This window comes from Bradyrhizobium sp. A11 (genome assembly GCF_042077125.1).
Taxonomy (GTDB): domain Bacteria; phylum Pseudomonadota; class Alphaproteobacteria; order Rhizobiales; family Xanthobacteraceae; genus Bradyrhizobium; species Bradyrhizobium japonicum_B.
Genome location: NZ_CP149509.1, coordinates 5,553,519 through 5,576,663 on the forward strand (window position 1 = coordinate 5,553,519; position 23,145 = coordinate 5,576,663).

The window sequence follows — 23,145 nt, forward strand, 5'->3', positions numbered from 1 at the left end:
AACATACGCTCCCTTTTAACAATTCTGCTTGTCGAGGATGTCTTGCAGCACAGGCGCGATATAGCGCCGGAACTGTTCCGGGTTCTCACTCATCGGAAAATGGCCGAGCCGCTCCATCACGGTTGCCTTGGCACCGGGAATGCCGGCGGCGGTGCGCAGCGTGTCTTCCGGCGTGCAAGAGAAGTCGTATTCGCCGGTGAGGAGATAAAGCGGGCACTGGTTGACGTCGATGTCAGAGGTGCGCCCGCGCAGATCGCCGTCAACGCGATAGAAGTAAAGATCGCCCTTGAAGATGCCGGGGCCCCCCTGCTTGTAGCCCCACAGCGTTTCGCTGCGCGAGGCTTCCGGGCCGTTGGGCGCGATCAGCCCGGACACCAGCGCGGCGCAGACCTCCCCGCCATGAACATCGGGCCGGTTCAGCCAGTTCGTGTCGTACCAGGGCTGCTGGAAGTCCGCGGCCTCGAGCCCGATCAGCGCGCGAAACTCGCGCGCGTGCTCGATGGCGAGATTGAGCACGATGCGGCCGCCGATCGAACAGCCCATCACCACCGGGCGCTCGAGCTTCAGCGCGTTGCAGAACGCGCGGATGGTGGCGGTGTAGCTTGCGGTGGTCAGTCGGTATTCGGTGCCATACTGGCTGTCGGGCGGATTGGACTTGCCGTGCCAGGGCATGTCGAAGGCGACGATGCGGAAATGTCTGGTGAGCTCGGGATCGGTCAGCAGATGCCGCCATTGCCGCGCGTCAGAACCGGCGGTGTGGAGGCAGACCAAGGGAATGCCGCTGCCGTTCTCCTCGAAATAGATCCGGTTGGTCTCTCCGTTGATTTCGACGTGCACGTAGCGCCCGACGATCGGCTCGATGAAGCCGTTCATGACGCCCCTCCAAAACCGTTCCTTCGGGGCAGCGCCAAGAGATCCTTGAAGTACTGAAGATGCGTCATGAAAGGATGCAGATCCCCTTCAAGGGTCGCCTGTCCGCGCTTGGTCAGCGCGAGCAGATCATGCCAGCCGGCTGGTGGCATCTGCTGCCAATGAGCGGCAAGCGCAGCCGGCGTCGCACGGTAGGCGAACCGCCAGGAGCGCATCAGGACAGGTGCCGGCGTCATGTCCACGATCTGCCCGGCGCGGATGGCAACGTGAAAGGGCTGGGTGCTCGGGCCGAGCAGGCAGTCGACGTCGAGCCAGCGTCCACGGACGATCAGAGCAGCATCGCGCGCCAGCAAGTCCGGGATCATCGCGAAGGCGGCGGTGACGGCATCGGGCGCGAACCGCACCGGTGGATCGGTGTCGGGAAACAGATTGGGTTGCATCGCCTCACCTCCCTTGTTCTGTTGTGCAGAACGCTATTCTATTCTGTCCAGATCTATACAGGGCCTCCGCCCGAACTCAAGTGGGTATGATGCTCAAGGAGCCGATGCCGTCGCGAGGGGCTTCAACAGGAGGGCACTTGTGCCAGGAGTTGGCGGCTCGGGATCAGGCCTCGAAAACGCGCGCGAGCAGCCAATAGCTGCCAAGCAGGCAGATGACCGCGGACAGCGCGTAAACCAACGCCGGCGCCCTCACTGGTTCGAACCGATCCTCAACACTGGGTCGGTCGGCCAGACGGAGGATCGGCAATGCGATCGCGACAATCGCGACCTGTCCGATCTCGACGCCGATGTTGAAAGCTGCCAGTGCGGGCAGGACTGCGTTCGGTGGCAGCCCGATCTCGCGAAGCACGCCGGCGAAGCCGAAGCCGTGGATCAAGCCGAACAGGAAGGCCACGCGCCAGCGCCTATCGACGTCGCGCGAGAAGAAGTTCTCCACGGCGACGAAGACGATCGAGGCCGCGATTGCGGGCTCCACGATGCGGCTCGGGATGACGAGGACATCCAGCGCGGCCAGCGACAAGGTGATCGAATGGGCGATCGTGAAGGCAGTCACGATCTTGACGACGGGAACGAGCCGTCTCGCCCACAGCACCACGGCGACCAGAAATGCGACGTGATCGTAGCCGAGGAAGATGTGTTCGATGCCGGTGAACAGATAACGCTGCAGGGTCGACGATAGCGACGGCGGCGCTGTTGAAAGCGTGATTGTCGTATTGCCGGCGTCGAGCAAGGCCTGTGCCTCCGACCGGCCCTGCGCAATCAGTACGATTTGACGCGCGGCCGGATCCTTCTCGGTCAGCACCGTCGAGCGATAGACGATGTCGCCGGCGGCGTCAGCGCAGGCAAATCCGTTGCGATAGAGAATGCCGTCGCCGTCGGCCAGGATCGCCGCATCTCGGGCCACACAGGGCTTGGTGCCGCCCGTGACAGCCAGGTGCGTGCTTATATAGGCGAGGATGGCGGACCTGGCTGCTTCGACGGCGGCGGGATCGACCGCGTCCTGCCTGACATCATAGATTCTCGTGCCGATCAGTCGATCGACATCGCTGCCCTTCAATCCGAGTTCGACGCTTACCGTGCGATCGGCGTCCAGCGCCACGCGCGCCGTAACGAGATTGACCTGATGCGCCTCAGCCGGAAGACCGATGCCAAGAAGCACCGCGAGCCACGGCAGAAGCAGCCGCCTCATGACCCCGCTCCATCCTGCTCACGCCAGTACATCCGCAACGACCGCCTTGAGGACATCCCGCACATCGGCTGGTTTCAATCGCACCTGCAAGCCGCGCTGGCCGCCATTGAGATAGACCATCTCCTGCGCGAGCGCACTCTGCTCGACCACCGTACGCACCGCCTTGCGCTGTCCGAACGGGCTGATGCCGCCGACCTTGTAACCGGTGACGCGCTCCGCCTCGGGCGGTTTCATCATCTGCGCCGACTTCCCGCTTGCCGCAGCGGCAAGCTTTTTCATCGAGACTTCCCGGTCCGACGGTACGACCACGCAGACCGGCTTGCCATCCACCAGCGCCATCAGCGTCTTGAGCACGCGCGCGGGATCCTCACCGAGCGCGGCGGCCGCCTGCAGCCCGATGCTCTCGGCGTCAGGATCGTAGTCGTAGGCGTGGACGGTGAAGGCAATACCGGCCGCCGTAAGCGCGCGCGTGGCTGGGGTGACTTTGGACATGCGCGTATCTCTGCGCCGTCATTGCGAGGAGCGCAAGCGACGAAGCAATCCAGAAATCCTACCACGATGACAGTCTGGGTTGCTTCGCTTCGCTCGCAATGACGGCGTGGGCACGTATGCGAACCACACCCTCGGTGTCATCGCCCGGCTCCGACCGGGCGATCCAGTATTCCAGAGGCCTGCATTGCAGAGCTCGCTCTCACCACACGGGCCGCGGCGTACTGAATGCCCCGGTCAAGCCGGGGCATGACAGCGGCTTCTGTGGCAGGCCGCGTTCGCGGGGACGACAGCGGAGTTTGGAGACGCTATGTCGCCAGAGTTCCTCTACTCCGCCGCGTCCCGCAGTTCCACCCGCTCGGCCCTGGCCGCGCAGAACTTGAATTCCGGGATCTTGCCGAACGGGTCGAGCGCGGGATTGGTGAGCAGGTTCGCCGCCGCTTCCGCGTAGCAGAACGGCATGAACACCATGTTCTCGGGCACGTCGCGGTCGGAGCGCACCTTGACCTCGACTGCGCCGCGGCGGGTCTCCAGGCGAATGAAATCGCCGGGTGCGAGCTGCTTCCTGCGCATGTCCTTCGGCGACATGAAGGCGACCGCCTCCGGCTCGATCTGGTCGAGCACCTGCGCGCGGCGGGTCATCGAGCCGGTGTGCCAGTGCTCCAGCACGCGGCCGGTCGACAGCACCATCGGATATTCGTCGTCGGGAATCTCGTCCGGCGGGATGACCTTGGCCGGCACGATCTTGCCGCGGCCGCTCGCGGTCGGGAAGCCCGTGGTGAAGATGATCTCGTTGCCGGGCTGGTCTGGCCCATCGACCGGATAGGTCACCGCGCCTTCGCGCACCAGCCGCTCCCAGGTGATGTTCTTCAGCGACGGCATCAACTCCGCCATCTCGGTGAAAACATCGCCGGGACCGGAATAATTCCACGGCAGGCCCATGCGCTTGCCGATCTCCTGAATGATCCAGAGATCCTGCCGCGCATCGCCGGGCGGCTTGATCACCTGGCGCGCGAGCTGCACGCGGCGATCGGTGTTGGTGAAGGAGCCATCCTTCTCCGCGAAGGCCGAGGCCGGCAGGATCACGTCGGCGTGGAACGCGGTCTCCGTGACGAAGAGATCCTGCACCACGAGATGATCGAGCATGGCGAGCGCGTGGCGCGCGTGCTGCAGATCAGGATCCGACATCGCGGGGTTCTCGCCCTCGATATACATGCCCTTGATCTCGCCGGCGTGGATCGCGTTCATGATCTCGACCACGGTCAGGCCGCGCACGGGATCGAGATCCTGCTGCCAGAGCTTCTCGAAGCTGGCGCGCAGATCGTCGCGCCCCACCGGCTGATAATCCGGCAGGAACATCGGGATCAGGCCGGCGTCGGAGGCGCCCTGCACGTTGTTCTGGCCGCGCAGCGGATGCAGGCCGGTGCCGGGCCGGCCGACCTGGCCGGTGATCAGCGCGAGCGCGATCAGGCAGCGCGCGTTGTCGGTGCCGTGGACATGCTGGCTGATGCCCATGCCCCAGAAGATGATCGACGACTTTGCCCGCGCATAGGTTCGCGCGACCTCGCGCAGCGTCTGCGCCGGGATGCCGCAGATCGGCTCCATCTTCTCCGGCGTGAACTCCTTGATCTTCTCCTTGAGGTCCTCGAACCCTTCGGTATAGCCGGCGATGTACTGGTCGTCGGTCAGGCCTTCGGTAATGATCGTGTGGATCATCGCGTTCAGCATGGCGACGTCGGAGCCCGGCTTGAACTGCAGATGCTTGGTGGCGTGGCGCGACAGCGACTGCCGGCGCGGATCCATCACGAACAGCTTGGCGCCGTTCTGCTTGACCGCGTTCTTGATGAAGGTCGCGGCGACCGGATGGTTCACGGTCGGGTTGGCGCCGATCACGATGATGACCTCGGCATCCATCGCCGCCGAGAAAGGTGCCGACACCGCGCCGGAGCTCAGGCCCTCGAACAGGGCCGCCACCGACGAGGCGTGGCACAGTCGGGTGCAATGGTCGACGTTGTTCGAGCCGAAGCCGGTGCGCACCAGCTTCTGGAACAGATAGGCCTCTTCGTTCGAGCCCTTGGCCGAGCCGAAGCCGGCCAGCGCCTTCACACCCTTCTCGTCGCGGATCTTGACGAGGCCCTTGGCGGCGATGTCGAGCGCCTCGTCCCAGCTCGCCTCGCGGAAATGAGTGAAGGGGTTGGCCGGATCGACCTGGTCGTTGGCATCCTTCTTCGCATTCGGCAGCCGCACCAGCGGCTTGGTCAGGCGATGCGGATGGTGGATATAGTCGAAGCCGAAACGGCCCTTGACGCAGAGACGATTGTGATTGGCGGGGCCGTCGCGGCCTTCCGCATAGATCACCTTCTCGTCCTTGACCTCGTAGGTGACTTGGCAGCCGACGCCGCAGAACGGACAGAGCGAATCCACCTTCTTGTCGGCATAGGTGACGCGGGTCTGCTTCTCATCCAGCATCACGGCCGGCATCAAGGCGCCAGTCGGGCAGGCCTGCACGCATTCGCCGCAGGCGACGCAGGTGGACTCGCCCATGGGATCGTCGAAGTCGAACACGATTTTCGAGCCGTGACTACGATAAGCCATGCCGATAACGTCGTTGACCTGGACCTCGCGGCAGGCGCGCACGCACAGGCCGCACTGGATGCAGGCATCGAGATTGACGCGCATCGCCGGATGGCTGGCGTCGGTCGCCCAGCGCTCGGCAGCCGGGAAGCGGCTCTCGGTCACGCCTGTGGTCTCGGCCCAGTGCCAGAATTTTGAATCCGGATCGTGGCTGGTCTCACGCGCCGGCTGGTCGGCGACGAGCAGCTCCATCACCATCTTCTGCGCCGACACCGCCCGCGCGCTCTCGGTCTTCACCTTCATGCCGACCGACGGCGTGCGCTTGCAGGACGCCGCCAGCACGCGCTCGCCCTCGATCTCGACCATGCAGGCGCGGCAATTGCCGTCGGGACGATAGTCGGGCGCCGGCGAATAGCACAGATGCGGGATCTCGCGGCCCTGACGCTTGGCCACCTGCCAGATGGTCTCGCCGGGCCTGGCCTCGACCTGCTTGCCGTCGAGCTCGAACGTAATCTTGGTCATTCGGCCGCTTCCTTGAACTCGTCAGGGAAATATTTGATCACCGAGGACAGCGGATTCGATGCCGCCTGTCCGAGCCCGCAGATCGAGGCGTCGCGCATCGCCTGGCTCAATTCGTCCAGCAACGCCCGGTTCCAGACCGGCTTCTGCATCAGCTGCGCTGCCTTCTGGGTTCCGACACGGCATGGCGTGCACTGGCCGCAGCTCTCGTCCTCGAAGAACTTCATCAGGTTCAGCGCCGCCGCGCGCACGCTGTCCTTTTGCGACAGGATCACGATCGCGGCAGAGCCGATGAAGCAGCCGTATTTCTCCAGCGTGCCGAAATCGAGCGGGATGTCGTCCATCGACGCCGGCAGGATGCCGCCGGACGCACCGCCCGGCAGATAGGCGTAGAACTGATGGCCGTCGGCCATGCCGCCGCAATATTCGTCGATCAGCTCGCGCACGGTGATGCCGGCTGGCGCCAGCTTCATGCCGGGATTCTTGACCCGCCCCGAGACCGAGAAGCTGCGCAGGCCGTGCCGCTCGTGGCGGCCATGGCCCTTCCACCACTCGGCGCCCTTCTCGACGATGTCGCGCACCCACCACAGCGTCTCGATGTTGTTGATCAGCGTGGGCAGGCCGAACAGGCCGACCTGGAACGGGTAAGGCGGCTTGTGCCGGGGCAGGCCGCGCTTGCCCTCGATGCTTTCGAGCAGCGAAGATTCCTCGCCGCAGATATAGGCGCCGGCGCCGCGGCGCATGTGCAGCGTCGGTCCGCCCGGCGGCAGCTTTGCGATCTCGCGCTCCAGGATCTCGCGCGAGGCCGGATATTCGTCGCGCAGATAGATGTAGACGTCGGAGGCCTGCACCACATGCGCGCCGATCAGCATGCCTTCGATGAATCGGTGCGGGTCGCTCTCGAGGTAATAGCGGTCCTTGAACGTGCCGGGCTCGCCCTCGTCGCCGTTGATCGCCATCAGCCGCGGACCGGGTTCGCCGAGCACGGCGCGCCATTTGCGCCCCGTGGGGAAGCCGGCGCCGCCGAGCCCGCGCAGCGAGGCGTCGTCGAGCGACTTCAACAGGTCGTCGGTCGACAGCTCGCCCGAGCGCAGGCGGCCCAGCAGCTTGTAGCCGCCGCCGGCGACATAGGCGTCGTAGCCGACATAGTTGGGCAGATGGGCGTGGGTGTCGCCGCCTTTCGCGGCGGCCATCACGTTCGTTACCGTCGCATGATCGACGAAGTGGTGACCGACCTCCGCAGCAGGGGCGGTATCGCAGCGTCCGACGCAGGGCGCGCGCACGACGCGAATGCCGGGACCTGACGCGCTTTGCAGGTCCTGAAGCAGCTTCTCGCCACCGAGCATCGCACAGGTCAGGGAGTCGCAGACGCGGATCGTCAGCGGCGCGATGTCAGGCTCGCCCTCCTTCACCACGTCGAAATGCGCATAGAAGGTCGCGGTCTCGAACACTTCGGCGAAGGCGAGCTTCATCTCGTCGGCGAGCGCCGCCAGATGCGCAGCCGAGATCTGGTGATATTTGTCCTGGATCAGGTGCAGATATTCGATCAACAGATCGCGCCGCCGCGGCCGGTCGCCAAGCAGCTGCTCGATCTCGTGCGCGGCGGTCGGATCGATCTGGCGCCCCTTGGGCGTGGCCTTGGCGCGCCGGCGTCCCTCACCGGGATGCTCGAACGGGCGGACCTCATGCACGTCGTGGCTCATCGATTCGTCTCGATCTCGTCTTTAGAACAGGTCCAGTTCTAGCCCTTGGCATGCCAGATGCCAAGAAAATTATCATGCTTGCCGAAGCAGTTAACAGCAGTCCAAAGCCAGCCTGGATCGCTGCCCGGACAAGGCCTTGCGTTCATCCAACGCGCCAATCGATAGAACGAAGCCTGAATTGGTCCGGAGATCAATAAAGGCGTCCTATGCTGCGATAGCGAAGTCGTATCGAGCTCCCGGCTCCGAGGTCCAGGTGCCCCTCGGACGAAATGAGCGGCGGGAGCGCGCAGGCCGCGCTCCCGCACGCGATGATGTGCGATCAGAAGATCTTCACCGCGCTTTCCAGCGTCTTCCAGACGCCCCAGGCCAGCGGCACGCCGACGAAGGCCCAGAACATTGCGGCACGGGCGTCCAGACCGCCCTTGCCGATGCCGAACGAGCCGTGCTGGATCGACGCCGCGCTCTTGGCGCTCGCCGCCTGCAATCTGGCGACCTCCTCCTGGCTCATGTTCCACTTCGGATCGACCGGCTTGATCATGTAATTGCAGATCAGACCGGCGATTAGCATGGCGCACAGGATGTACATGGTCGTGTTGTAGAGCTGATCGCGCGGCACGCCGGCAGCGAGCTGGAACTCGCGGATGTAGTTGACCACCACGGGACCGATGATTCCGGCCGTCGACCAGGCCGTCAGCAGCCGGCCATGGATGGCGCCGACGAACTGGGTTCCGAACATGTCAGCCAGATAGGCCGGCACCGTGGCGAAGCCGCCGCCATACATCGACAGGATGATGCCGAAGCCAAGCACGAACAGCAATTTCGAGCCCATCGCCGCGAAGGTCGGCGCCAGCGCGTAGAGCACGATGCCGAGGATGAAGAACGTGTAGTAGGTGTTCTTGCGGCCCATGAGGTCGGACATCGAGGCCCAGAAGAAGCGGCCGCCGATATTGAACAGCGACAGCAGACCGGCAAAGCCTGCGGCGATCGCTGCGATCGCAGCCTTCTGTTCACCCGAAAGTTGGCTGAAGCTCAGCTCCGGATGCCCGATCAGCTTGCCGGCGAAGATCTCCTGGAGCATGGGCGAGGCCATGCCGATCACGCCGATGCCGGCCGAGACGTTCAGGCAGAGCACCCACCAGATCAGCCAGAATTGCGGCGTCTTGTGCGCGTTGTTGAGGTGCACATGGTGCTCGGTGATCATCGACTTCTTCTCGCTCGGCGGCGTCCAGCCGTCGGGCTGCCAGCCGGGCGGCGTCACCCGATACGAGAAGGCGCCGATGGTCATGAAGACGAAATAGATCACCCCCATCACGACGAAGGTCTGCCAGACGCCGACGTCGCTCGCGCTCTTGAAGTAATTGATCAGGAGATTGGCGAGCGGCGCACCGATCATCGCACCACCGCCGAAGCCCATGATGGCCATGCCCGTCGCCATGCCGCGGCGATCGGGGAACCATTTGATCAGCGTCGACACCGGCGAGATGTAGCCGAGGCCGAGCCCGATGCCGCCGATGACGCCGGCTCCCAGCCACATGATCCAGAGCTGATGGACATAGATTCCGAAAGCGCCAACCAACAGGCCGCCGCCCCAGCACAGCGCCGCAACGAAGCCGGCCTTGCGCGGGCCGGCACGCTCCAGCCAGCCGCCCCAGATCGCGGCGGAGACGCCGAGCAGCACGAAGAACAGCGTGTACATCCAGCCGAGGCTTGCGACCTTCCAGTCGCAGGTGGTGGTGAACAGCTCCTGCCACAGCGAGATGTCGGCGCAGGCCTTGCTCTGCGAGATGCCGATCGCGCGCGACAGCGGCAGCCAGAACACCGAGAAGCCGTAGGCCATGCCAATGCAGAGATGGATGCACAGCGCGGCCGGCGGCACCAGCCAGCGATTGAAACCGGCCTTCGCGATCGTGCGTTCACGATCGAGCAAGCCGGGAGCACCAACCGGTGCATAGACGGTATCGGCAGTCGTCATCAACATTTCCTCCCAAGCGCGGCCTTTGCGGGCACATCGGTTTGAGACCGGTTGCGTGCGGGCTTGGCAGCCGCGCATGACCGGTCGGATTTCATGCCGAAGTGGAATCGTCTGGCGCATCGCCTCGTGTGCGCCGAGCAAGCAACTGGTCGCGGGCGATGTCTCTTCGCTTCGCAAGCAGCGTTGCAGCGACGGCGATCGCGCCCTCGTCCCCCCTCAACACCCTGTCTTGGGATGAGCAACGCGCGTGCCAGAAATCACATCGTGATGATTCAACGACTTCCCGCAGCGCAATGTGCCGCGCCGGACAGAATGTCCGACATCCCGGGACAAAATGTCCGATCAGCTCGCTTCCGGCAGCCACATCGTGAATGTACTTCCGGAACCGAGGTGACTTTCGGCCGTGATCTGTCCGCCCTGGCGCTTGATCAGCGTCTGGCTGATGGAGAGGCCGAGCCCGGTGCCCTGCCGCCGTTTCGTGGTGTAGAAGGGATCGAAGATCTTCTCGATCACCTCTTCGCTCATGCCGATGCCGGTATCGGCGACCTCGATGGCGACGCCTCGATGGCCGTCGCGCTCGGCATCGAAGGAGCGGAGCGTCAGGGTCCCGCCATCCGGCATGGCGTGGATCGCGTTGACGATCAGATTAACCAGCACCTGCTGCAGCTCGTTCCGGTTCATCAGCACGAGCCGATCGGCGCGATCCTGCCTGACCACGGCGATCTCGGTCTTGTTCAGAAGATGCTGCACCAGCGGCAGACAGTCGGAGATGACGCTGGCCGGCGCATGGCGCTCGACATAGCCGGCATATTCCTCCGGCCTTGCAAACTGCAACAGCTTGGTCACGATCTGGCTGATGCGGTGAATCTGCTCGTCGAGCAGGCGAAACTCGACCTTGGCCTTGTCGGCATCGGCCCCGAACACGCTGCGGATGACGTCGAGGTTGCCCTGCATCACCGCGATCGGATTGTTGATCTCGTGGGCAACGCCGGCGGTGATCTCGCCGATCGCCGCCAGCTTCTCGGACATGACGAGCTGCTTGGTGGTGGCCTCGAGCTTGAGATTGGCGTGCTCGAGGTCCCGGGTGCGCTCCAGCACGCGGACGTTCAGCTCCTCGTTCCATTCCCGCAGCTGCCGGTCGCGTTCCTGGATCTGGTCGAGCAGGCCGTCGAGATGAACCGCGACGCGGCCGATCTCGTCACCCGACGCCGGCATCTTGGTGCGGGCGGACAGATTGCCGCGTTCCACCTCGGCGATTGTCGCCGTGACGCGCTCCAGCGGCATGAAGATGGAGCTCGCCCAGCGCAGGAAGATCGGCACGGTCGCGGCGGTGATGGCGATGAAGGCCGCGATGATGATCAGTAATGTCTGGTATTTGGCCTCGCTGAACGGCTTCTCCAGAAAGCCGACATAGAGCATGCCGACCCGCTTGCCATAGCTGTCGACCAGCGGCTCGTAGGCGGAGATGTACCAGTCATTGACCACGAAGGCGCTGTCGAGCCAGGTGCGCCCCTCGCCCAGCACGGCCGAGCGCACCGCCGCCGACACGCGCGTGCCGAGCGCGCGCCGCCCCTCGAACAGACGGACGTTGGTCGAGATCCGCACGTCGTCCAGGAACAGCGTCGCGGTGCCCTGGCTGCCCTCCGGCAGGCTCGCGGCGCGATAGACCAGGTCGTTGATCGTATCGATGAATTCGAGATTCTGGTTGAGCAATGTGCCGCCGACCAGCGCCGCGGCGCTCCCGTCGGGCAGCATCGCCCGGCTCGCCGCATGCACCACCATGCCGCGCGTCTCCGTGCTGCGGTCGGTCGGCACCGCGTTCGGGGTCGGCACGAGGTCCAATCGCGCGCGCTCGGCGAGGGCCGGGGAAATCGCGGCGAGCTCGTCATTGCCGAAAATATCGACGCCGGTCGCAGCGACCTGCCCCGACAGCGCCGACGTGATGATCGGCCAATCGCGTCGCGGTTGATGCTGCAGCGGCGGCGACGAGGCCAGGACCTCGCCGCGCTCGTTGGTCAGATACAGGAAGTCGAGACCGATCTCTTTGCGGGTCTCGTCGAGCAGATCCCGCAAGGAGCCGCGCGCATCCGGCGCCAGCACCTCGTGGAAGCGGGCCGACAGGCCGAGCGCGCGGACCTGGACGCCGGTCTTCTCCAGGATGCGGGCGAGATATTGATGGGCGATGGTGAGATCGCCGTTCACCTTGGAGATCAGGGTCGCGTCGAATTTCGCGTTCCAGCGATAGATCGCGACGCCGAGCAGGAGCGGCAGGATGACCAGCATCGGCAGCAACGCGATCGCGAGCAGCCGGAAGCGGACGGAGCGTCCCCGCACCAGCTCGCCGCTGCGGCCGGCAGCATCAGACATCCCACAACGCACATTTGCGGTCGATGGTCTTGCGCGAGATGCCGAGGCGCCGCGCCGCCTCCTCGCGATTGCCGTTGACCTCCTTCAGCACGCCGAGAATGTGACGGCGCTCGAGCTCGGCGAGGCTGTCGGCGGGCGCCGACTGACCGTCGTTGCGGGGACCGGCGAAATCGTCGGGGAAGGCGCCGAGGATCAGCGTGCGCTCGATCAGATTGCGCAGCTCGCGGACATTGCCCGGCCAGTCATAGCTTGCGAGCGCCGCTCGCACCGAGGCGTCGATCGGCACCGGCGGCATGCCGAGCTGGACCGACAGCTTGCTCATGAAGATGCCGGCAAGCTCCAGCACGTCGTCGCCGCGATCCTTCAGGAGCGGAAGGCGGATCTGCACCACGTTGAGCCGATAGAACAGATCGGCCCGGAAACGGCCCCTCTCGACCTCCTTCTGAAGCTCGGCATTGGTCGCGAAGATGAAGCGCAGGTCGACCGGAACCTCACGCTCGGAGCCGACCGGGCGGACGCGGCGGTCTTCGAGCACGCGGAGCAGCTTGCTCTGCATCGGCAGCGGCAGCTCCCCGATCTCGTCGAGGAACAGCGTGCCGCCATGGGCATGCAGGAACAGGCCCTCACGCCCCGAATCGGCGCCGGTGAAGGCGCCCTTGATGTGTCCGAACAGCTCGGCCTCGATCATGTCGGGCGGGATCGCTGCGCAATTCACGGGCACGAATGGCTTGTCCGCGCGGTCGGACAGCGAGTGGATCGAGCGCGCCGCCACTTCCTTGCCGGTGCCGGATTCGCCGGTGAGAAGAACCGAGGTCGGCAGCGGCGCGACCCGTGCGATGGTCTCCCGCACGCGCAGCGTCGGTGCCGACTGCCCGATCAGGTTGTCGCGCAGAAAGGTGCGGTCGGACGAGGCCCGCAAGGCATAGCGCAGGACGTAGTTCTCGCGCTGGAGCCGGACACGGTCGAGGCATCTTGCCACCGCGTTGAGGATCTGGTTGGAGCGGAACGGCTTGAGCACGAAATCGGCCGCACCGGCGCGCAGGGCCTGGATCGCGGTGTCGAGGTCGGCAAAGGCGGTAATCAGGATGGCGTCGGCGAAAAAGCCGACGGCGCGCTGCTCGGCGAGCCAATCGACGCCGTTCTTGCCCGGCATGATGTTGTCGAGAATGACGACGTCGTAGCGGTTGGAATCGAGCTTGCGCGAGGCCTGGTCGGTATCAGCCGCCTCGTCCACCAGCTTGCAGCGCGGTCCAAGCGTGCGCACCAGGAAATTGCGCATGCCCGGCTCGTCGTCGACGATCAGGATGGAGGCCTGCGCCAGCGCGCCGAACTCCGGCCCTGCAGTCGTCTTGCCGGGCTTGACGGCAGGCTCGCGGCCCGCCGCGGCAGGTGCAGCTGCGCTTGCCCTCGATGTTGAGAAAGTCATGCCCGATGTCTTAGGTTTGAGACCATCCACGCCACAGCCGGCGCCTTTCGCATTGCAGCGAAACCCGGCCGTTCTCCCCACGGCGCAGCATAGTCAAACGCCGCCGCCGTGAATATGCACCTTTCTACGAGCCAGCGCCCTTTTCGACCAGGAACACGATGCGGGCCTCGTTGCGCTCGGTGATCTCGACCTTGTCGCCGGTCTCGCGGATCAGATTCGGAATGTCAATCACCGACAGGGGATCGGTGCAATGAACCTCGAGCTGATCGCCGGGCTGCAATGGCTTGAGCGCCTTGCGCGTCTTCAGGGCGGGTAGCGGACATTTCAGTCCGGTGAGATCGAGCATCGTTCTGGTCATGGGCGCAACATGGCGGGACGAAGCGATGGCGTCAACGCAAGGCCGCTACAGCAGATCGGCGTAGGACAAGAAGCCGACATCCTGGCCCGGCTCGACGCCCGTGATGCTCTCGCCGAGCTCGACGAGGCCCTCGGTCTCGACCAGCGAGGACAGGAGTCCCGCGCCCTCGCGCGGAAACTTGATGGCCTCGAGCCGGCCGTCCTGCGCACGTCGCAGGGAAACGCGCACATATTCGCGCCGGCCCGCCTTCTTCTTGTAGGTAAACGCGGCGCGCAGCGGGATCGGCGTCAACGGCTCCGGCGAGCCGCCGGCCAGCGCCAGCACCGTCGGCCGCACCACATGGACGAAGGTCACGAAGCTCGCGACCGGATTGCCGGGCAATCCGATCAGCGGCGTGCCGTCGATGATGCCCATCGCCACGGGCCGGCCGGGCTTGATCGCCATCCGCCACAGCACCAGCGAGCCGACGCTCTCGACCGCCGCCTTGACGTGATCCTCCTCGCCGGTCGAGACGCCGCCGGTGGTGAGGATCAGGTCGTGGCAACCCGCAACCTTCTTCAGGCCGTTCGCAAGCGAGGTGCGCTCGTCGCGCAGGATGCCGAGGTCGCTGACCTCGCAGCCGAGCCGGCGCAGCATCGCCATCAGCATGAAGCGGTTGGAATCGAACAGCTGCGAGGCGGCGCGCGGCTCGCCGGGCGAGGCCAGCTCGTCACCGGTCGAGAACACCGCGACGCGAATGCGCCTGACCACATCGAGGCTGGTCAGACCGAACGCCGCCGCCAGCGCGACGTGCTGCGGCCGCAAGCGCTGGCCCGCGCGCAGCGCGACATGTCCCTGCGGGATGTCCTCGCCTGCGGGCCGGACATTGGCCCCACGCTTCAGCCCCGGCGGCAGAACGATCCTGCCGGCCGCATCGACGCGGACATCTTCCTGCATGAAGACGGTCTCGGCATCGGGCGGCATCGGCGCGCCCGTGAAGATGCGCGCGGTGTGGCCGGGCTTGATCGGTGCCTGGGCGAGCCCGCCGGCCTGGATGCGGCCATCCAGCGGGAACGCCTGCTCGGCGCCAACAGGAAGATCGGCGTCGCGCACGGCATAGCCGTCGACGGCCGAGTTGGTGAAGGGCGGCAACGGCAGCGGCGCCGCGACGTCGCGCGCCAGCACGCGCCCGTCTGCGTCGGTGAGCGCCACCGTCTCCAAATCGGCGATCGCGGCGACGCGCGCCGTGATCAGGCCGACGGCGTCGTCGACCGACATCATCGGGCCGCCGAAGGCAAAGCAATCGTCCGAGAGTTGCGCCATGGTGCCTCGTCAGCGTATCGCGGCGCTTGCCGCCACCACTTCCTCGACCGGCATCGCCGCGCGCAGCAGCAACGCCGCAGCAGCCTCGATGTCGTCGAGATGGACAGTCGGCAGGTGAGTGTCAATGGCGGCGTCGGTCGCGATCCCGGCAATGCCGGGATCGTCGGGAAACAGCAGCGGCTTGCCGTTGGCCGCGCGATGCACCTCGATCTTGCGGTGCGGCTCGCGCTTGAAACCCTCGACCACGACGAGATCGACCGTAGACAGCTTGCCCAATAATTCCGGCAGCCGCGGCTCCGCCGCGCCGCGCAATTCATGCATCAGGGCCCAGCGGTTCGACGAGGCAACCAGCACCTCGGCCGCGCCGGCCTCGCGATGCCGCCAAGAATCCTTGCCGGGCACGTCGACATCGAACCGGTGATGCGCATGCTTGATCACCGAGACGCGCAGGCCCTGCGCGTTGAAATGCGGGATCAGCCGCGCCAACAGCGTGGTCTTGCCCGCCCCGCTCCAGCCTGCAAGGCCGATGACTTTCATTCCAGCTCCGTCTCAGCACGCCGCAGGGTCCGCGGTGGAACCGCCGCTCCCTCCCCCGTCATTGCGAGGAGCTCGTGACAAAATTGCGCAGCAATTTTGCACTGAAGCGACGAAGCAATCCAGCTGCCACCGCGGAAATAGTCTGGATTGCTTCGCGGAGCCTGTCATCAGGCCGCGCTTCGCGCGGACCCGTTGGCTCGCAATGACGAGCGGAGGCATTTACCTATTCTCGCCCATGCTTATATCGGCTTGACCCGAATGTCATGCTAACCTCGCCGCCATGATGAAGATCGACAAAGCTCCGGTGCCCCTGATCGTCCCCAATCCGGACGACCCGCGCCTGACCCAGAGCGTGGTTGGCACCGACCAGACCGGCGCCAGGGTCGAGATCAAGGTGCCGATGGAGCGGCCGCTGACGCTCTACCTGAATGCGCAGGAGATCGTCACCATGATGACGATCGGCGACTATCCGGAATATCTGGCGCTCGGCTACCTGCTGAACCAGAACATGCTGAAATATAACGACGCGGTCACCGAGGTCGAATACGACGACGATCTCCAGGTGGTCGTGGTGCGCACCGAACATCACACCAATTTCGAGGCCAAGCTGAAGAAGCGCACGCAGACCTCGGGTTGCGCGCAGGGCACCGCTTTCGGCGACCTGCTCGAAGCCGTCGAAAGCGTCGCGCTGCCAAAGGCGGAGCTGCGGACATCCTGGCTGTACCAGATGACGCAGACCATCAATACCATGCCCTCGCTCTATCTCGAGGCCGGCGCGATCCACGGCTGCGTGCTGTGCAAGGAGGGCGCCCCGCTCTGCTACACCGAGGACGTCGGCCGCCACAACGCCGTCGACAAGATCGCCGGCTGGATGTATCGCCACGGCGTCGACGCTTCCGACAAGATCCTCTACACCACGGGGCGCCTCACCTCGGAGATGGTGATCAAGACGGTCCGCATGGGCATTCCGATCCTGGTGTCGCGCTCCGGCTTCACCGCCTGGGGCGTCGATCTTGCAAGGCAGGTGGGCTTGACGCTGGTCGGCCGCACCCGCGGCAAGCGCTTCATCGTCCTCGCGGGCGAGGAGCGCATCGTCTACGACCAGAACCTTGCTTACGTCGAGGAAGAATCGGCGAAGCACAAGCGCAAGGGTGAAGGTGGTGACGACTGAATTCCCGGCCACGCAAGGTGTGCTGCTTGCCGGCGGCCTCGCCCGCCGCATGGGGGGCGGCGACAAGCCGATGCGCACCATCGGCGGCCGCACCATTCTGGACCGCGTGATCGCGCGCCTGAAGCCTCAATGCAGCGGGTTGATCCTCAATGCGAACGGCGATCCCGCGCGTTTCGCGGCCTTCGGCTTGCCGGTCGTCCCCGACGACGTGCCCGGCTTTCCCGGCCCGCTCGCCGGCATCCTCGCGGCACTGGACTGGACCGCGGCGAACCGGACGGGCGTCGAATGGGTGCTCAGCGCCGCCGGCGACTGCCCGTTCCTGCCGCGCGATCTGGTTGCCCGCCTGCATGAGGCACGCGAACGCGAGAACGCCCAGCTCGCCGTCGCTGCGTCAGGCGAGCAGTCGCATCCCGTGATCGGCCTGTGGCGGGTTGCCTTGCGCGACGAGCTGCGCCACGCGCTGGTCGTCGAAGACCTCCGCAAGATCGACCGCTGGACCGCCCGCTATCCGCTGGCGACGGTGACGTGGCCGGCCGAGCCACTCGATCCGTTCTTCAACGCCAACACGGTCGAGGACATCGCCGAAGCCGAGCGGCTGGCGGCGCTGGATGACGCGGCCTAGCGGCGTTACGATTTCGGAAACTCGTTGAGAAGCTGCGCCCAGATGATCGCGAAGGCGATCAGGCCGCAAAGGCCGAGGGCCGTGGTGAATCGCGGCAGACGGCCGATCGCAACCAGCAGCCAGGCCGGCAGGAAGAACGCTCCGAAGACCATGCCGAGCGGAAACACCGCGAGCCATTGAAAGCCGCTGCGGTCCCCCTGCGGGACATTGGCGATGTGATAGAAGGTGTAGAGCCAGAACAGCGTACCGATCGCCGCGACGATTGCAGCGAACTTGCGGAAATTGAGGCGTGCGGACGCGGTCATGACTTGGCTCATGCTCCTTGGTCGCGACGGCGGTCACACAAGTTCATGAGTGTCTACGCGGGCCGGAAGCCGGCCCGCTCCAGCGCCGCACGCGCCTCGTCCGAGCCGAGGGCATCGAGAAACGCCTGTACCGCTGGACGGCCTTTGCGCGCCGTCACCAGCGCAAAGTCATAATGCTCTTCCGCGAGCGGAATGAAACCGAGGCCGGCCGCAGCGGCGACCGGCGCAATGGTCACCCCCCAGTCGGCGCGGTGCTGGGCGACGGCCGCCGCGACCGCGTTGTGCGACCGCGGCTGGTTCCAATAACCTTCCGGGCGCGCGCCGCCGAGCAGCCGGTCGATCAGGATGCGCGTGCCGGCGCCCTGGTTGCGGTTCACCATGATGCAGGCGGGATCGGCGAGCGCAGCAGCTGCCGCTTGCTTCACGTCCAGACCTTCGAAACGCCGGTCGCCCTTGCGGAAGACAATGCCCTGCATCCGTCGCCAGCCCGGCACCAGTTCGAGCCCGTCGACGAGATAGGGCGTATTGTAGGTCTCGCTCGTGTCGTCGAACAGATGGATCGGCGCGACATCGCATTCGCCGCGCTTGGCGGCCGCGAGTCCACCGAGGCTGCCGACCGCGATCGAGCGCACGGTCAGGCCGGCATGCGCGAGCCCGGCGGTGACGAGATCGAGGCCGGTGCAATGGCTGCCGACGATGACGAGGTCGGGCACCCGCACATGCGGCGTGAACAGCGTCACCTCGGTTGCGGTCCCGGCCGGCATCTGGTCGGCGAGCGCGTCGATGCGCAAGAAACCGTCGGCCTGCGCGAAGGACGTGATCGCGCCGGACCCCTTGCCGGAGGGATAGGCGATCAGGCCATCCCTGCCCTCGACCAGCGAGACCATGACGAACTCGGTGCGACCGAGCTCGGACGCGATGCGTACCGGCACCGTCGCGTTCACCTTCGCATCGGAGCGTGGCGGCAGGCCGGCCAGCCTGCGCAGCACCGGCACGATCATGTCGTGAAAGGTGAACATTGCCGAGGTCGGAAAGCCCGGCAGGATCACCACCGGCTTGCCGTCGCACACCGCAAGGCACAGCGGCTTGCCGGGCTTGAGCGCGACACCATGCGCGATGATGCCGGGCTTGCCGAGCCGGCCGATGATGCGATGGGACAGGTCGCCCGCGCCTTTCGAGGTGCCGCCTGACAGCACCAGCATGTCGGCATCCGCGAGCGCGCCGCGCATGGCCGCTTCGAGCTTGGCTTCGTCGTCCGGAATGGCGCCGAGGAAGACCGCCTCGCCGCCGTTCTCGTCGATCGCGGCCGCGACGATGGCGCCGTTGGTGTCGTAGATCCCGGCGGGGGCGAGCCTCTGGCCGGGCTGGACCAGTTCATCGCCGGTGGAGATCACGCCCACGCGCGGCTTGCGCGCGACCGTCACCTCGGCGATGCCGCAAGCCGCCAGCATGCCGATCTCGCGCGAGCCGATGATGGTGCCGGCCCGCAGCAGCGCCTCGCCGCGCGCGATGTCGGATCCGGCATAGGACACGAATTGCCCCGGCGAGACGGCCCGGCGAACCTCGATCGTGCCGGAGCCTGCCGGCTGGGTGTGCTCGACCATGACGACGGCGTCGGCGCCACGCGGCAGCGGACCGCCGGTGGCGATCGCCGTCGCGGTTCCCGGTGCAACTTGAAGCCTCGGCGCGGTGCCGCACTGGATCGTTTCGCCGTTCAATGCAAGGCGCACCGGCTTGCCTTCGCCCGCTGCGACGAGATCCGCCGAGCGCACGGCAAAGCCGTCGACATTGGAGCGGTCGAAAGGGGGGACGTCGATCGGCGCCGTGACGTCTTCGGCGAGCGCTGCGCCGAGCGCATCGGCAAGCTTGCGCGGCTCGGCTGGAATCGAACGCGGGAACAACGCCGCCTCGAAGCGCGCCAAGGCTTCCTCCCGCGAGAGGATCTTGAGGAACTGCGCCTGTTCGAAGGCGCTGCGGTCTTGCGGCTGGGGGATCATCGTCATGCCGAACCCATATCACTCCCGGATCAGATAGGCATCGACCGGCGCTCCCGCCGCAAATCCCTCGCTGTCGCCGGGAACGAGCAGCCATGCGTCGGCACCGGCGATAGCGTGGAACGGCCATTCCCCTACTGCGAGTGGCGTCCAGGCATCGCGCTCCTCTGCCAGCAGAACGACCTCGGCGATGCCGCCGCTGGATGCGATCTTGCGCGCGAGCGGCAAAGTGATCCGTCGGCGCGTCCGGCGCGCCGCCAGGCGATCGACGAGCGGCTGCACCAGCGCGAACCAGGCCGCGAGCGCGGCATCCGGCGAGCCGGGCAAGGCGACGGCGGGAACCTGTCCGAGCCGACCGACCGCGGCAGTACGTCCAGGTTGAAGCGCAAGGCCGTGAGCCTTCACCTCGCCCCGCCGGGCCAGCGCCAGCACGGCGGCGTCGCGGCGGCCGACGCCGCTGCCGCCGACGGTCAGCACGAGATCACACGAGGAGGCGTCAAGCGCGTCGGCAATCGACGCTTCATCGCGCGCGCCGGCTTCGCGCGGTTCGACGTCCAGTCCTGCCGAGCGCGCGAGACCGGCGATCATGTGCATCGTTGCCGTTGCACCCGGCACATTGACGATGCGCAGGCGCGGCCGCCGCACGCCGAGCTTCGCCAGGCCTGCAACACGTGCGAGCAGCAGATCGGCCGCACCGACCGGAGAGCCCTCGGCCCCCGCAGGCGTGCGCGCCGCGATGTCGCTGCCGGCGCGCCTGACGCCCTGCCCCGGCACGGCTTCCGCCAGCACCTGCACGAGCGGCCCGGACACCTCCACCGCGTCGGCATCGAGCACGCAGTCGCATCCCGCCGGCATCGCGTCGCCGGCCTCGATCCATGCCGGGGCTTTCATCAAAGGCAGCGGCGAATAAGAGGACGCGCCGACCAGATCATTGGCGCGGAGCGCCCAGCCGTCCGTGGCGGCAATGTCGTGCGGCGGATGGGCCGCAAGCAACGGAGTGCCCGCCGCGATGCACCCGGCCGCTTCGCGCAGCGGCAACTCCACCGGCGCAAGCGGCGCGAGCCCGCTCAGCAATGCGGCGAGCGCGGTGTCGAGCGGCGTCAGCGAAGGCGGCAGGCGCTGGGTCATGCGCCATGATGGACCATGCATCGCCCGCTTTGGCAACCGCCGGCGATGTGGGCCTCAGCCGCCGGACCGGTCCGAATTCGGGAAGAACAGCTGCTGGCCGTCGACCTTATAGGCGGCGATCGCAGCCTGCCCCTCCGGCGAGGTCAGCCAATCGATGAAGCTCTGCGCGAGATCCTTCTTCACGTTGGGAAACTTCGCAGGATTCACCAGCATCACGCCATACTGATTGAGCAGCCGCCGGTCGCCTTCGACGGCGATGTCGAGATCGCCGCGATTCCTGAACGAGATCCAGCTGCCGCGATCCGACAGCACATAGGCATTCGCGGCGCGCGCGGCGTCGAGGGCCGAGGCCATGCCCTGCCCCGCCTCGCGATACCAGGCGCCCTTGGCAGCCGCGATGTCGATGCCGGCGACGATCCAGAGCGCGAGCTCCGCGGCGTGGGTGCCCGACCGATCGCCGCGCGTCACGAACGGCGCGCCCTTGGCCTCGATCGCCTTCAGCGCGGTGGCGATGTCCTTGCCCTTCACCGCCGCGGGATCGCTCTTCGGCGCGATCAGAACGTAGTCGTTGTACATCACGTCGAAACGCTTCACACCAAACCCGTCGGCGACGAATTTCTCCTCCTGCGGCCGTGAATGCATCAGCACGACGTCGGCCTCGCCGCGGCGCGGCCCGTCGAGCACCTCGTCGGCGCGCCGCGCGATCACGGTCACCTCGATGCCGGTCTTGTCGCGAAAGATCGGCAGCAGATAGTCGAGCAGACCGGATTCCTGGGTCGCGGTCGTGGTGGCGAGGACGATGCTGCGGTCCTCGGCGAATGACGCCGCAACGCCCACGGTGAGGCCGCAGAACAGCGCGAATGCAACGGACAGGCGGCCCATGATCAGGTTCCCATTGGCTATGACGCGATCATGATGCGGATCGAATGCGCCGCACTCGTGACGCGTTTGCGCGCTCCGCGCGCTCCAATCCGGGAAATTTCGGCAAGGCTGCGCGCTTCTGAATCATTCACCAAAGCAGGAATCGCATGCGAGGATGTGTTGCAAAGCAGCGAGATGATCGGGCATGGTTCCCGCGAACTCTTGAAATGCAGAATTCCAACCTGCGTCGAACGTCAAGAAGAAGCAAGAATTTGCATAGGAATGCAGGATGGAATTCCTGACGACCAGCGAAGCGGCCGACTATCTTCGGCTCGGCGAGCGCAAGCTCTATGAACTCGTCACCACCGGCGCGATCCCCTGCACCAAGGTGACCGGAAAGTGGCTCTTCCCGCGACACGAACTCGATCTCTGGGTGCTGTCGGGCCTCGCGCGTCCGGCCGGCATGCTGATCGCGGAGCCGCCACCGGTGGTGGGCGGCAGCCAGGACGAGCTCCTGGATTGGAGCCTGCGCGAATCCGGCTCGGGCCTGGGATCGATCAGCGAGGGCAGCGTGCGCGGGCTCGAGCGCCTGCAGCGCAACGAGGTGATGGCGGCGGCGGTGCACTTTCACGGGCGGGACCCTTCCGACGATGTCGCCGGAGACGCCAGTGTCGAAGCGCTGCGCGCGGCTCCCGACCTGCATGATGCGGTGCTGGTGGCGTTCGTGCGCCGCGAGCAGGGGCTCGTGCTGCCGCCAGGAAATCCCAAGCAGCTGCACGGCCTGGCCGACGTGCTCGCGCTCGGCGCCAGGATGGCGATGCGGCAACAGGGCACCGGGGCGCAGATGCTGCTCGACGTGCTGCTGAAGCGCACCGGCGCCACGACGCGGGATCTGCGCCGGGTCGAGACGCCGGCTCTCACCGGCCCGGACCTTGCCGAGCTGGTCCGCGCCGGCCAGGCCGATTGCGGCATCGCGACGCGTGCAGCCGCGCGCTCGGCGGGGCTCGATTTCGTGCCGCTGGTCTGGGAGAATTTCGACCTCGCGATGCGGCACCGCAGCTATTTCCGCCCTGCCATGCAGGCCCTGCTGCGGTTTCTCGGCGAAAGACGGCTGCGCCTGCGCGCCGAGGAGCTGACCGGCTACGATCCCTCCGCCGCAGGCCAGATCCGGTTCGCAGCCTGACATTGACGCCCGCCCCCAAATAGTTGCAAAAGAAACCAATTCAGCCGGCGGCACAGCCGGGGCAACACCGGCCAA

19 protein-coding genes are annotated in these 23,145 nt (G+C 66.1%); 3 read left to right on the forward strand and 16 right to left on the reverse strand.

The window, feature by feature from the left end; all coding sequences use genetic code 11:
• Positions 1-15: 15 nt before the first annotated feature.
• The 12 genes from WI560_RS26075 to mobB all read right to left on the reverse strand — a co-directional run bounded on the left by WI560_RS26075 (position 16) and on the right by mobB (position 15,806).
• Positions 16-873, reverse strand: coding sequence for an alpha/beta fold hydrolase (locus tag WI560_RS26075; protein ID WP_375305488.1), 858 nt, complete (start codon positions 871-873; stop codon positions 16-18).
• Positions 870-1,310, reverse strand: coding sequence for a hypothetical protein (locus WI560_RS26080; protein ID WP_375305489.1), 441 nt, complete (start codon positions 1,308-1,310; stop codon positions 870-872). Before WI560_RS26080 ends, WI560_RS26075 begins: the two co-directional genes overlap by 4 nt.
• A gap of 163 nt (positions 1,311-1,473) precedes the next feature.
• Positions 1,474-2,559 carry a HupE/UreJ family protein gene (locus tag WI560_RS26085; protein WP_375305490.1) on the reverse strand — a complete coding sequence of 362 codons (1,086 nt, stop codon included), beginning with the start codon at positions 2,557-2,559 and terminating at the stop codon, positions 1,474-1,476.
• Positions 2,560-2,577: 18 nt separating this feature from the next.
• Positions 2,578-3,051 (reverse strand): Cys-tRNA(Pro) deacylase, encoded by a 474-nt coding sequence (gene ybaK / locus WI560_RS26090; protein WP_375305491.1) that lies wholly within the window; start codon positions 3,049-3,051, stop codon positions 2,578-2,580.
• A 324-nt stretch (positions 3,052-3,375) separates the two neighbouring features.
• Positions 3,376-6,144, reverse strand: coding sequence for a formate dehydrogenase subunit alpha (gene fdhF / locus WI560_RS26095; RefSeq protein ID WP_375305492.1), 2,769 nt, complete (start codon positions 6,142-6,144; stop codon positions 3,376-3,378).
• On the reverse strand, positions 6,141-7,844 hold the full coding sequence (locus WI560_RS26100) for an NADH-ubiquinone oxidoreductase-F iron-sulfur binding region domain-containing protein (RefSeq protein WP_375305493.1): 1,704 nt from the start codon (positions 7,842-7,844) through the stop codon (positions 6,141-6,143). Before WI560_RS26100 ends, fdhF begins: the two co-directional genes overlap by 4 nt.
• 319 nt (positions 7,845-8,163) lie before the next feature.
• The gene (locus WI560_RS26105) at positions 8,164-9,816 is read right to left on the reverse strand and encodes an OFA family MFS transporter (RefSeq protein WP_028134667.1); all 1,653 of its coding nucleotides are present in this window, start codon (positions 9,814-9,816) and stop codon (positions 8,164-8,166) included.
• Between the two features lie 342 nt (positions 9,817-10,158).
• Positions 10,159-12,183, reverse strand: a complete 2,025-nt coding sequence (locus WI560_RS26110) for a cache domain-containing protein (protein WP_375305494.1) — start codon at positions 12,181-12,183, stop codon at positions 10,159-10,161.
• Positions 12,176-13,609 carry a sigma-54-dependent transcriptional regulator gene (locus WI560_RS26115; RefSeq protein ID WP_375305495.1) on the reverse strand — a complete coding sequence of 478 codons (1,434 nt, stop codon included), beginning with the start codon at positions 13,607-13,609 and terminating at the stop codon, positions 12,176-12,178. Before WI560_RS26115 ends, WI560_RS26110 begins: the two co-directional genes overlap by 8 nt.
• Positions 13,610-13,733: 124 nt before the next feature.
• Positions 13,734-13,967, reverse strand: a complete 234-nt coding sequence (locus WI560_RS26120) for a sulfurtransferase TusA family protein (protein WP_257178057.1) — start codon at positions 13,965-13,967, stop codon at positions 13,734-13,736.
• Between the two features lie 45 nt (positions 13,968-14,012).
• Positions 14,013-15,269 (reverse strand): gephyrin-like molybdotransferase Glp, encoded by a 1,257-nt coding sequence (gene glp / locus WI560_RS26125; protein ID WP_375305496.1) that lies wholly within the window; start codon positions 15,267-15,269, stop codon positions 14,013-14,015.
• A 9-nt stretch (positions 15,270-15,278) separates the two neighbouring features.
• Positions 15,279-15,806 carry a molybdopterin-guanine dinucleotide biosynthesis protein B gene (gene mobB, locus WI560_RS26130; RefSeq protein WP_375305497.1) on the reverse strand — a complete coding sequence of 176 codons (528 nt, stop codon included), beginning with the start codon at positions 15,804-15,806 and terminating at the stop codon, positions 15,279-15,281.
• Between the two features lie 280 nt (positions 15,807-16,086).
• Here mobB and fdhD point away from each other — a divergent pair, with 280 nt between their 5' ends.
• Both fdhD and mobA read left to right on the forward strand, forming a co-directional pair.
• Entirely contained in the window at positions 16,087-16,977 is an 891-nt protein-coding gene (fdhD, locus tag WI560_RS26135; RefSeq protein ID WP_375305498.1) for a formate dehydrogenase accessory sulfurtransferase FdhD, read from the forward strand.
• On the forward strand, positions 16,958-17,599 hold the full coding sequence (gene mobA / locus WI560_RS26140; RefSeq protein WP_375305499.1) for a molybdenum cofactor guanylyltransferase MobA: 642 nt from the start codon (positions 16,958-16,960) through the stop codon (positions 17,597-17,599). The genes fdhD and mobA overlap by 20 nt, the downstream gene beginning before the upstream one ends.
• Before the next feature lie 5 nt (positions 17,600-17,604).
• Here mobA and WI560_RS26145 read toward each other — a convergent pair whose 3' ends face one another.
• Genes WI560_RS26145 through WI560_RS26160 form a run of 4 tightly spaced genes read right to left on the reverse strand, consistent with a single transcriptional unit; the run spans position 17,605 to position 21,908 of the window.
• A complete protein-coding gene (locus tag WI560_RS26145; protein ID WP_375305500.1) occupies positions 17,605-17,904 on the reverse strand; it encodes a hypothetical protein in 300 nt (99 codons plus the stop codon).
• Between the two features lie 53 nt (positions 17,905-17,957).
• The gene (locus WI560_RS26150) at positions 17,958-19,907 is read right to left on the reverse strand and encodes a molybdopterin biosynthesis protein (RefSeq protein ID WP_375305501.1); all 1,950 of its coding nucleotides are present in this window, start codon (positions 19,905-19,907) and stop codon (positions 17,958-17,960) included.
• A gap of 12 nt (positions 19,908-19,919) precedes the next feature.
• The gene (locus WI560_RS26155) at positions 19,920-21,026 is read right to left on the reverse strand and encodes a molybdopterin-binding protein (protein WP_375305502.1); all 1,107 of its coding nucleotides are present in this window, start codon (positions 21,024-21,026) and stop codon (positions 19,920-19,922) included.
• A gap of 54 nt (positions 21,027-21,080) precedes the next feature.
• Positions 21,081-21,908 (reverse strand): substrate-binding domain-containing protein, encoded by an 828-nt coding sequence (locus WI560_RS26160; RefSeq protein ID WP_257178065.1) that lies wholly within the window; start codon positions 21,906-21,908, stop codon positions 21,081-21,083.
• A gap of 268 nt (positions 21,909-22,176) precedes the next feature.
• On the opposite strand from WI560_RS26160, the gene WI560_RS26165 reads away from it, so the two are divergent.
• A complete protein-coding gene (locus tag WI560_RS26165; RefSeq protein WP_375305503.1) occupies positions 22,177-23,070 on the forward strand; it encodes a substrate-binding domain-containing protein in 894 nt (297 codons plus the stop codon).
• The last annotated feature ends 75 nt before the right edge of the window (positions 23,071-23,145 follow it).

Excerpts from the sequence above, each read along its gene's own strand:
- WI560_RS26075 (WP_375305488.1), bottom strand. The coding sequence starts at position 873 with ATGAACGGCTTCATCGAGCCGATCGTCGGGCGCTACGTGCACGTCGAA.
- WI560_RS26080 (WP_375305489.1), bottom strand. The coding sequence starts at position 1,310 with ATGCAACCCAATCTGTTTCCCGACACCGATCCACCGGTGCGGTTCGCG.
- WI560_RS26085 (WP_375305490.1), bottom strand. The coding sequence starts at position 2,559 with ATGAGGCGGCTGCTTCTGCCGTGGCTCGCGGTGCTTCTTGGCATCGGT.
- ybaK (WP_375305491.1), bottom strand. The coding sequence starts at position 3,051 with ATGTCCAAAGTCACCCCAGCCACGCGCGCGCTTACGGCGGCCGGTATT.
- fdhF (WP_375305492.1), bottom strand. The coding sequence starts at position 6,144 with ATGACCAAGATTACGTTCGAGCTCGACGGCAAGCAGGTCGAGGCCAGG.
- WI560_RS26100 (WP_375305493.1), bottom strand. The coding sequence starts at position 7,844 with ATGAGCCACGACGTGCATGAGGTCCGCCCGTTCGAGCATCCCGGTGAG.
- WI560_RS26105 (WP_028134667.1), bottom strand. The coding sequence starts at position 9,816 with ATGACGACTGCCGATACCGTCTATGCACCGGTTGGTGCTCCCGGCTTG.
- WI560_RS26110 (WP_375305494.1), bottom strand. The coding sequence starts at position 12,183 with ATGTCTGATGCTGCCGGCCGCAGCGGCGAGCTGGTGCGGGGACGCTCC.
- WI560_RS26115 (WP_375305495.1), bottom strand. The coding sequence starts at position 13,609 with ATGACTTTCTCAACATCGAGGGCAAGCGCAGCTGCACCTGCCGCGGCG.
- WI560_RS26120 (WP_257178057.1), bottom strand. The coding sequence starts at position 13,967 with ATGACCAGAACGATGCTCGATCTCACCGGACTGAAATGTCCGCTACCC.
- glp (WP_375305496.1), bottom strand. The coding sequence starts at position 15,269 with ATGGCGCAACTCTCGGACGATTGCTTTGCCTTCGGCGGCCCGATGATG.
- mobB (WP_375305497.1), bottom strand. The coding sequence starts at position 15,806 with ATGAAAGTCATCGGCCTTGCAGGCTGGAGCGGGGCGGGCAAGACCACG.
- fdhD (WP_375305498.1), top strand. The coding sequence starts at position 16,087 with ATGATGAAGATCGACAAAGCTCCGGTGCCCCTGATCGTCCCCAATCCG.
- WI560_RS26145 (WP_375305500.1), bottom strand. The coding sequence starts at position 17,904 with ATGACCGCGTCCGCACGCCTCAATTTCCGCAAGTTCGCTGCAATCGTC.
- WI560_RS26150 (WP_375305501.1), bottom strand. The coding sequence starts at position 19,907 with ATGACGATGATCCCCCAGCCGCAAGACCGCAGCGCCTTCGAACAGGCG.
- WI560_RS26155 (WP_375305502.1), bottom strand. The coding sequence starts at position 21,026 with ATGACCCAGCGCCTGCCGCCTTCGCTGACGCCGCTCGACACCGCGCTC.
- WI560_RS26160 (WP_257178065.1), bottom strand. The coding sequence starts at position 21,908 with ATGGGCCGCCTGTCCGTTGCATTCGCGCTGTTCTGCGGCCTCACCGTG.
- WI560_RS26165 (WP_375305503.1), top strand. The coding sequence starts at position 22,177 with ATGGAATTCCTGACGACCAGCGAAGCGGCCGACTATCTTCGGCTCGGC.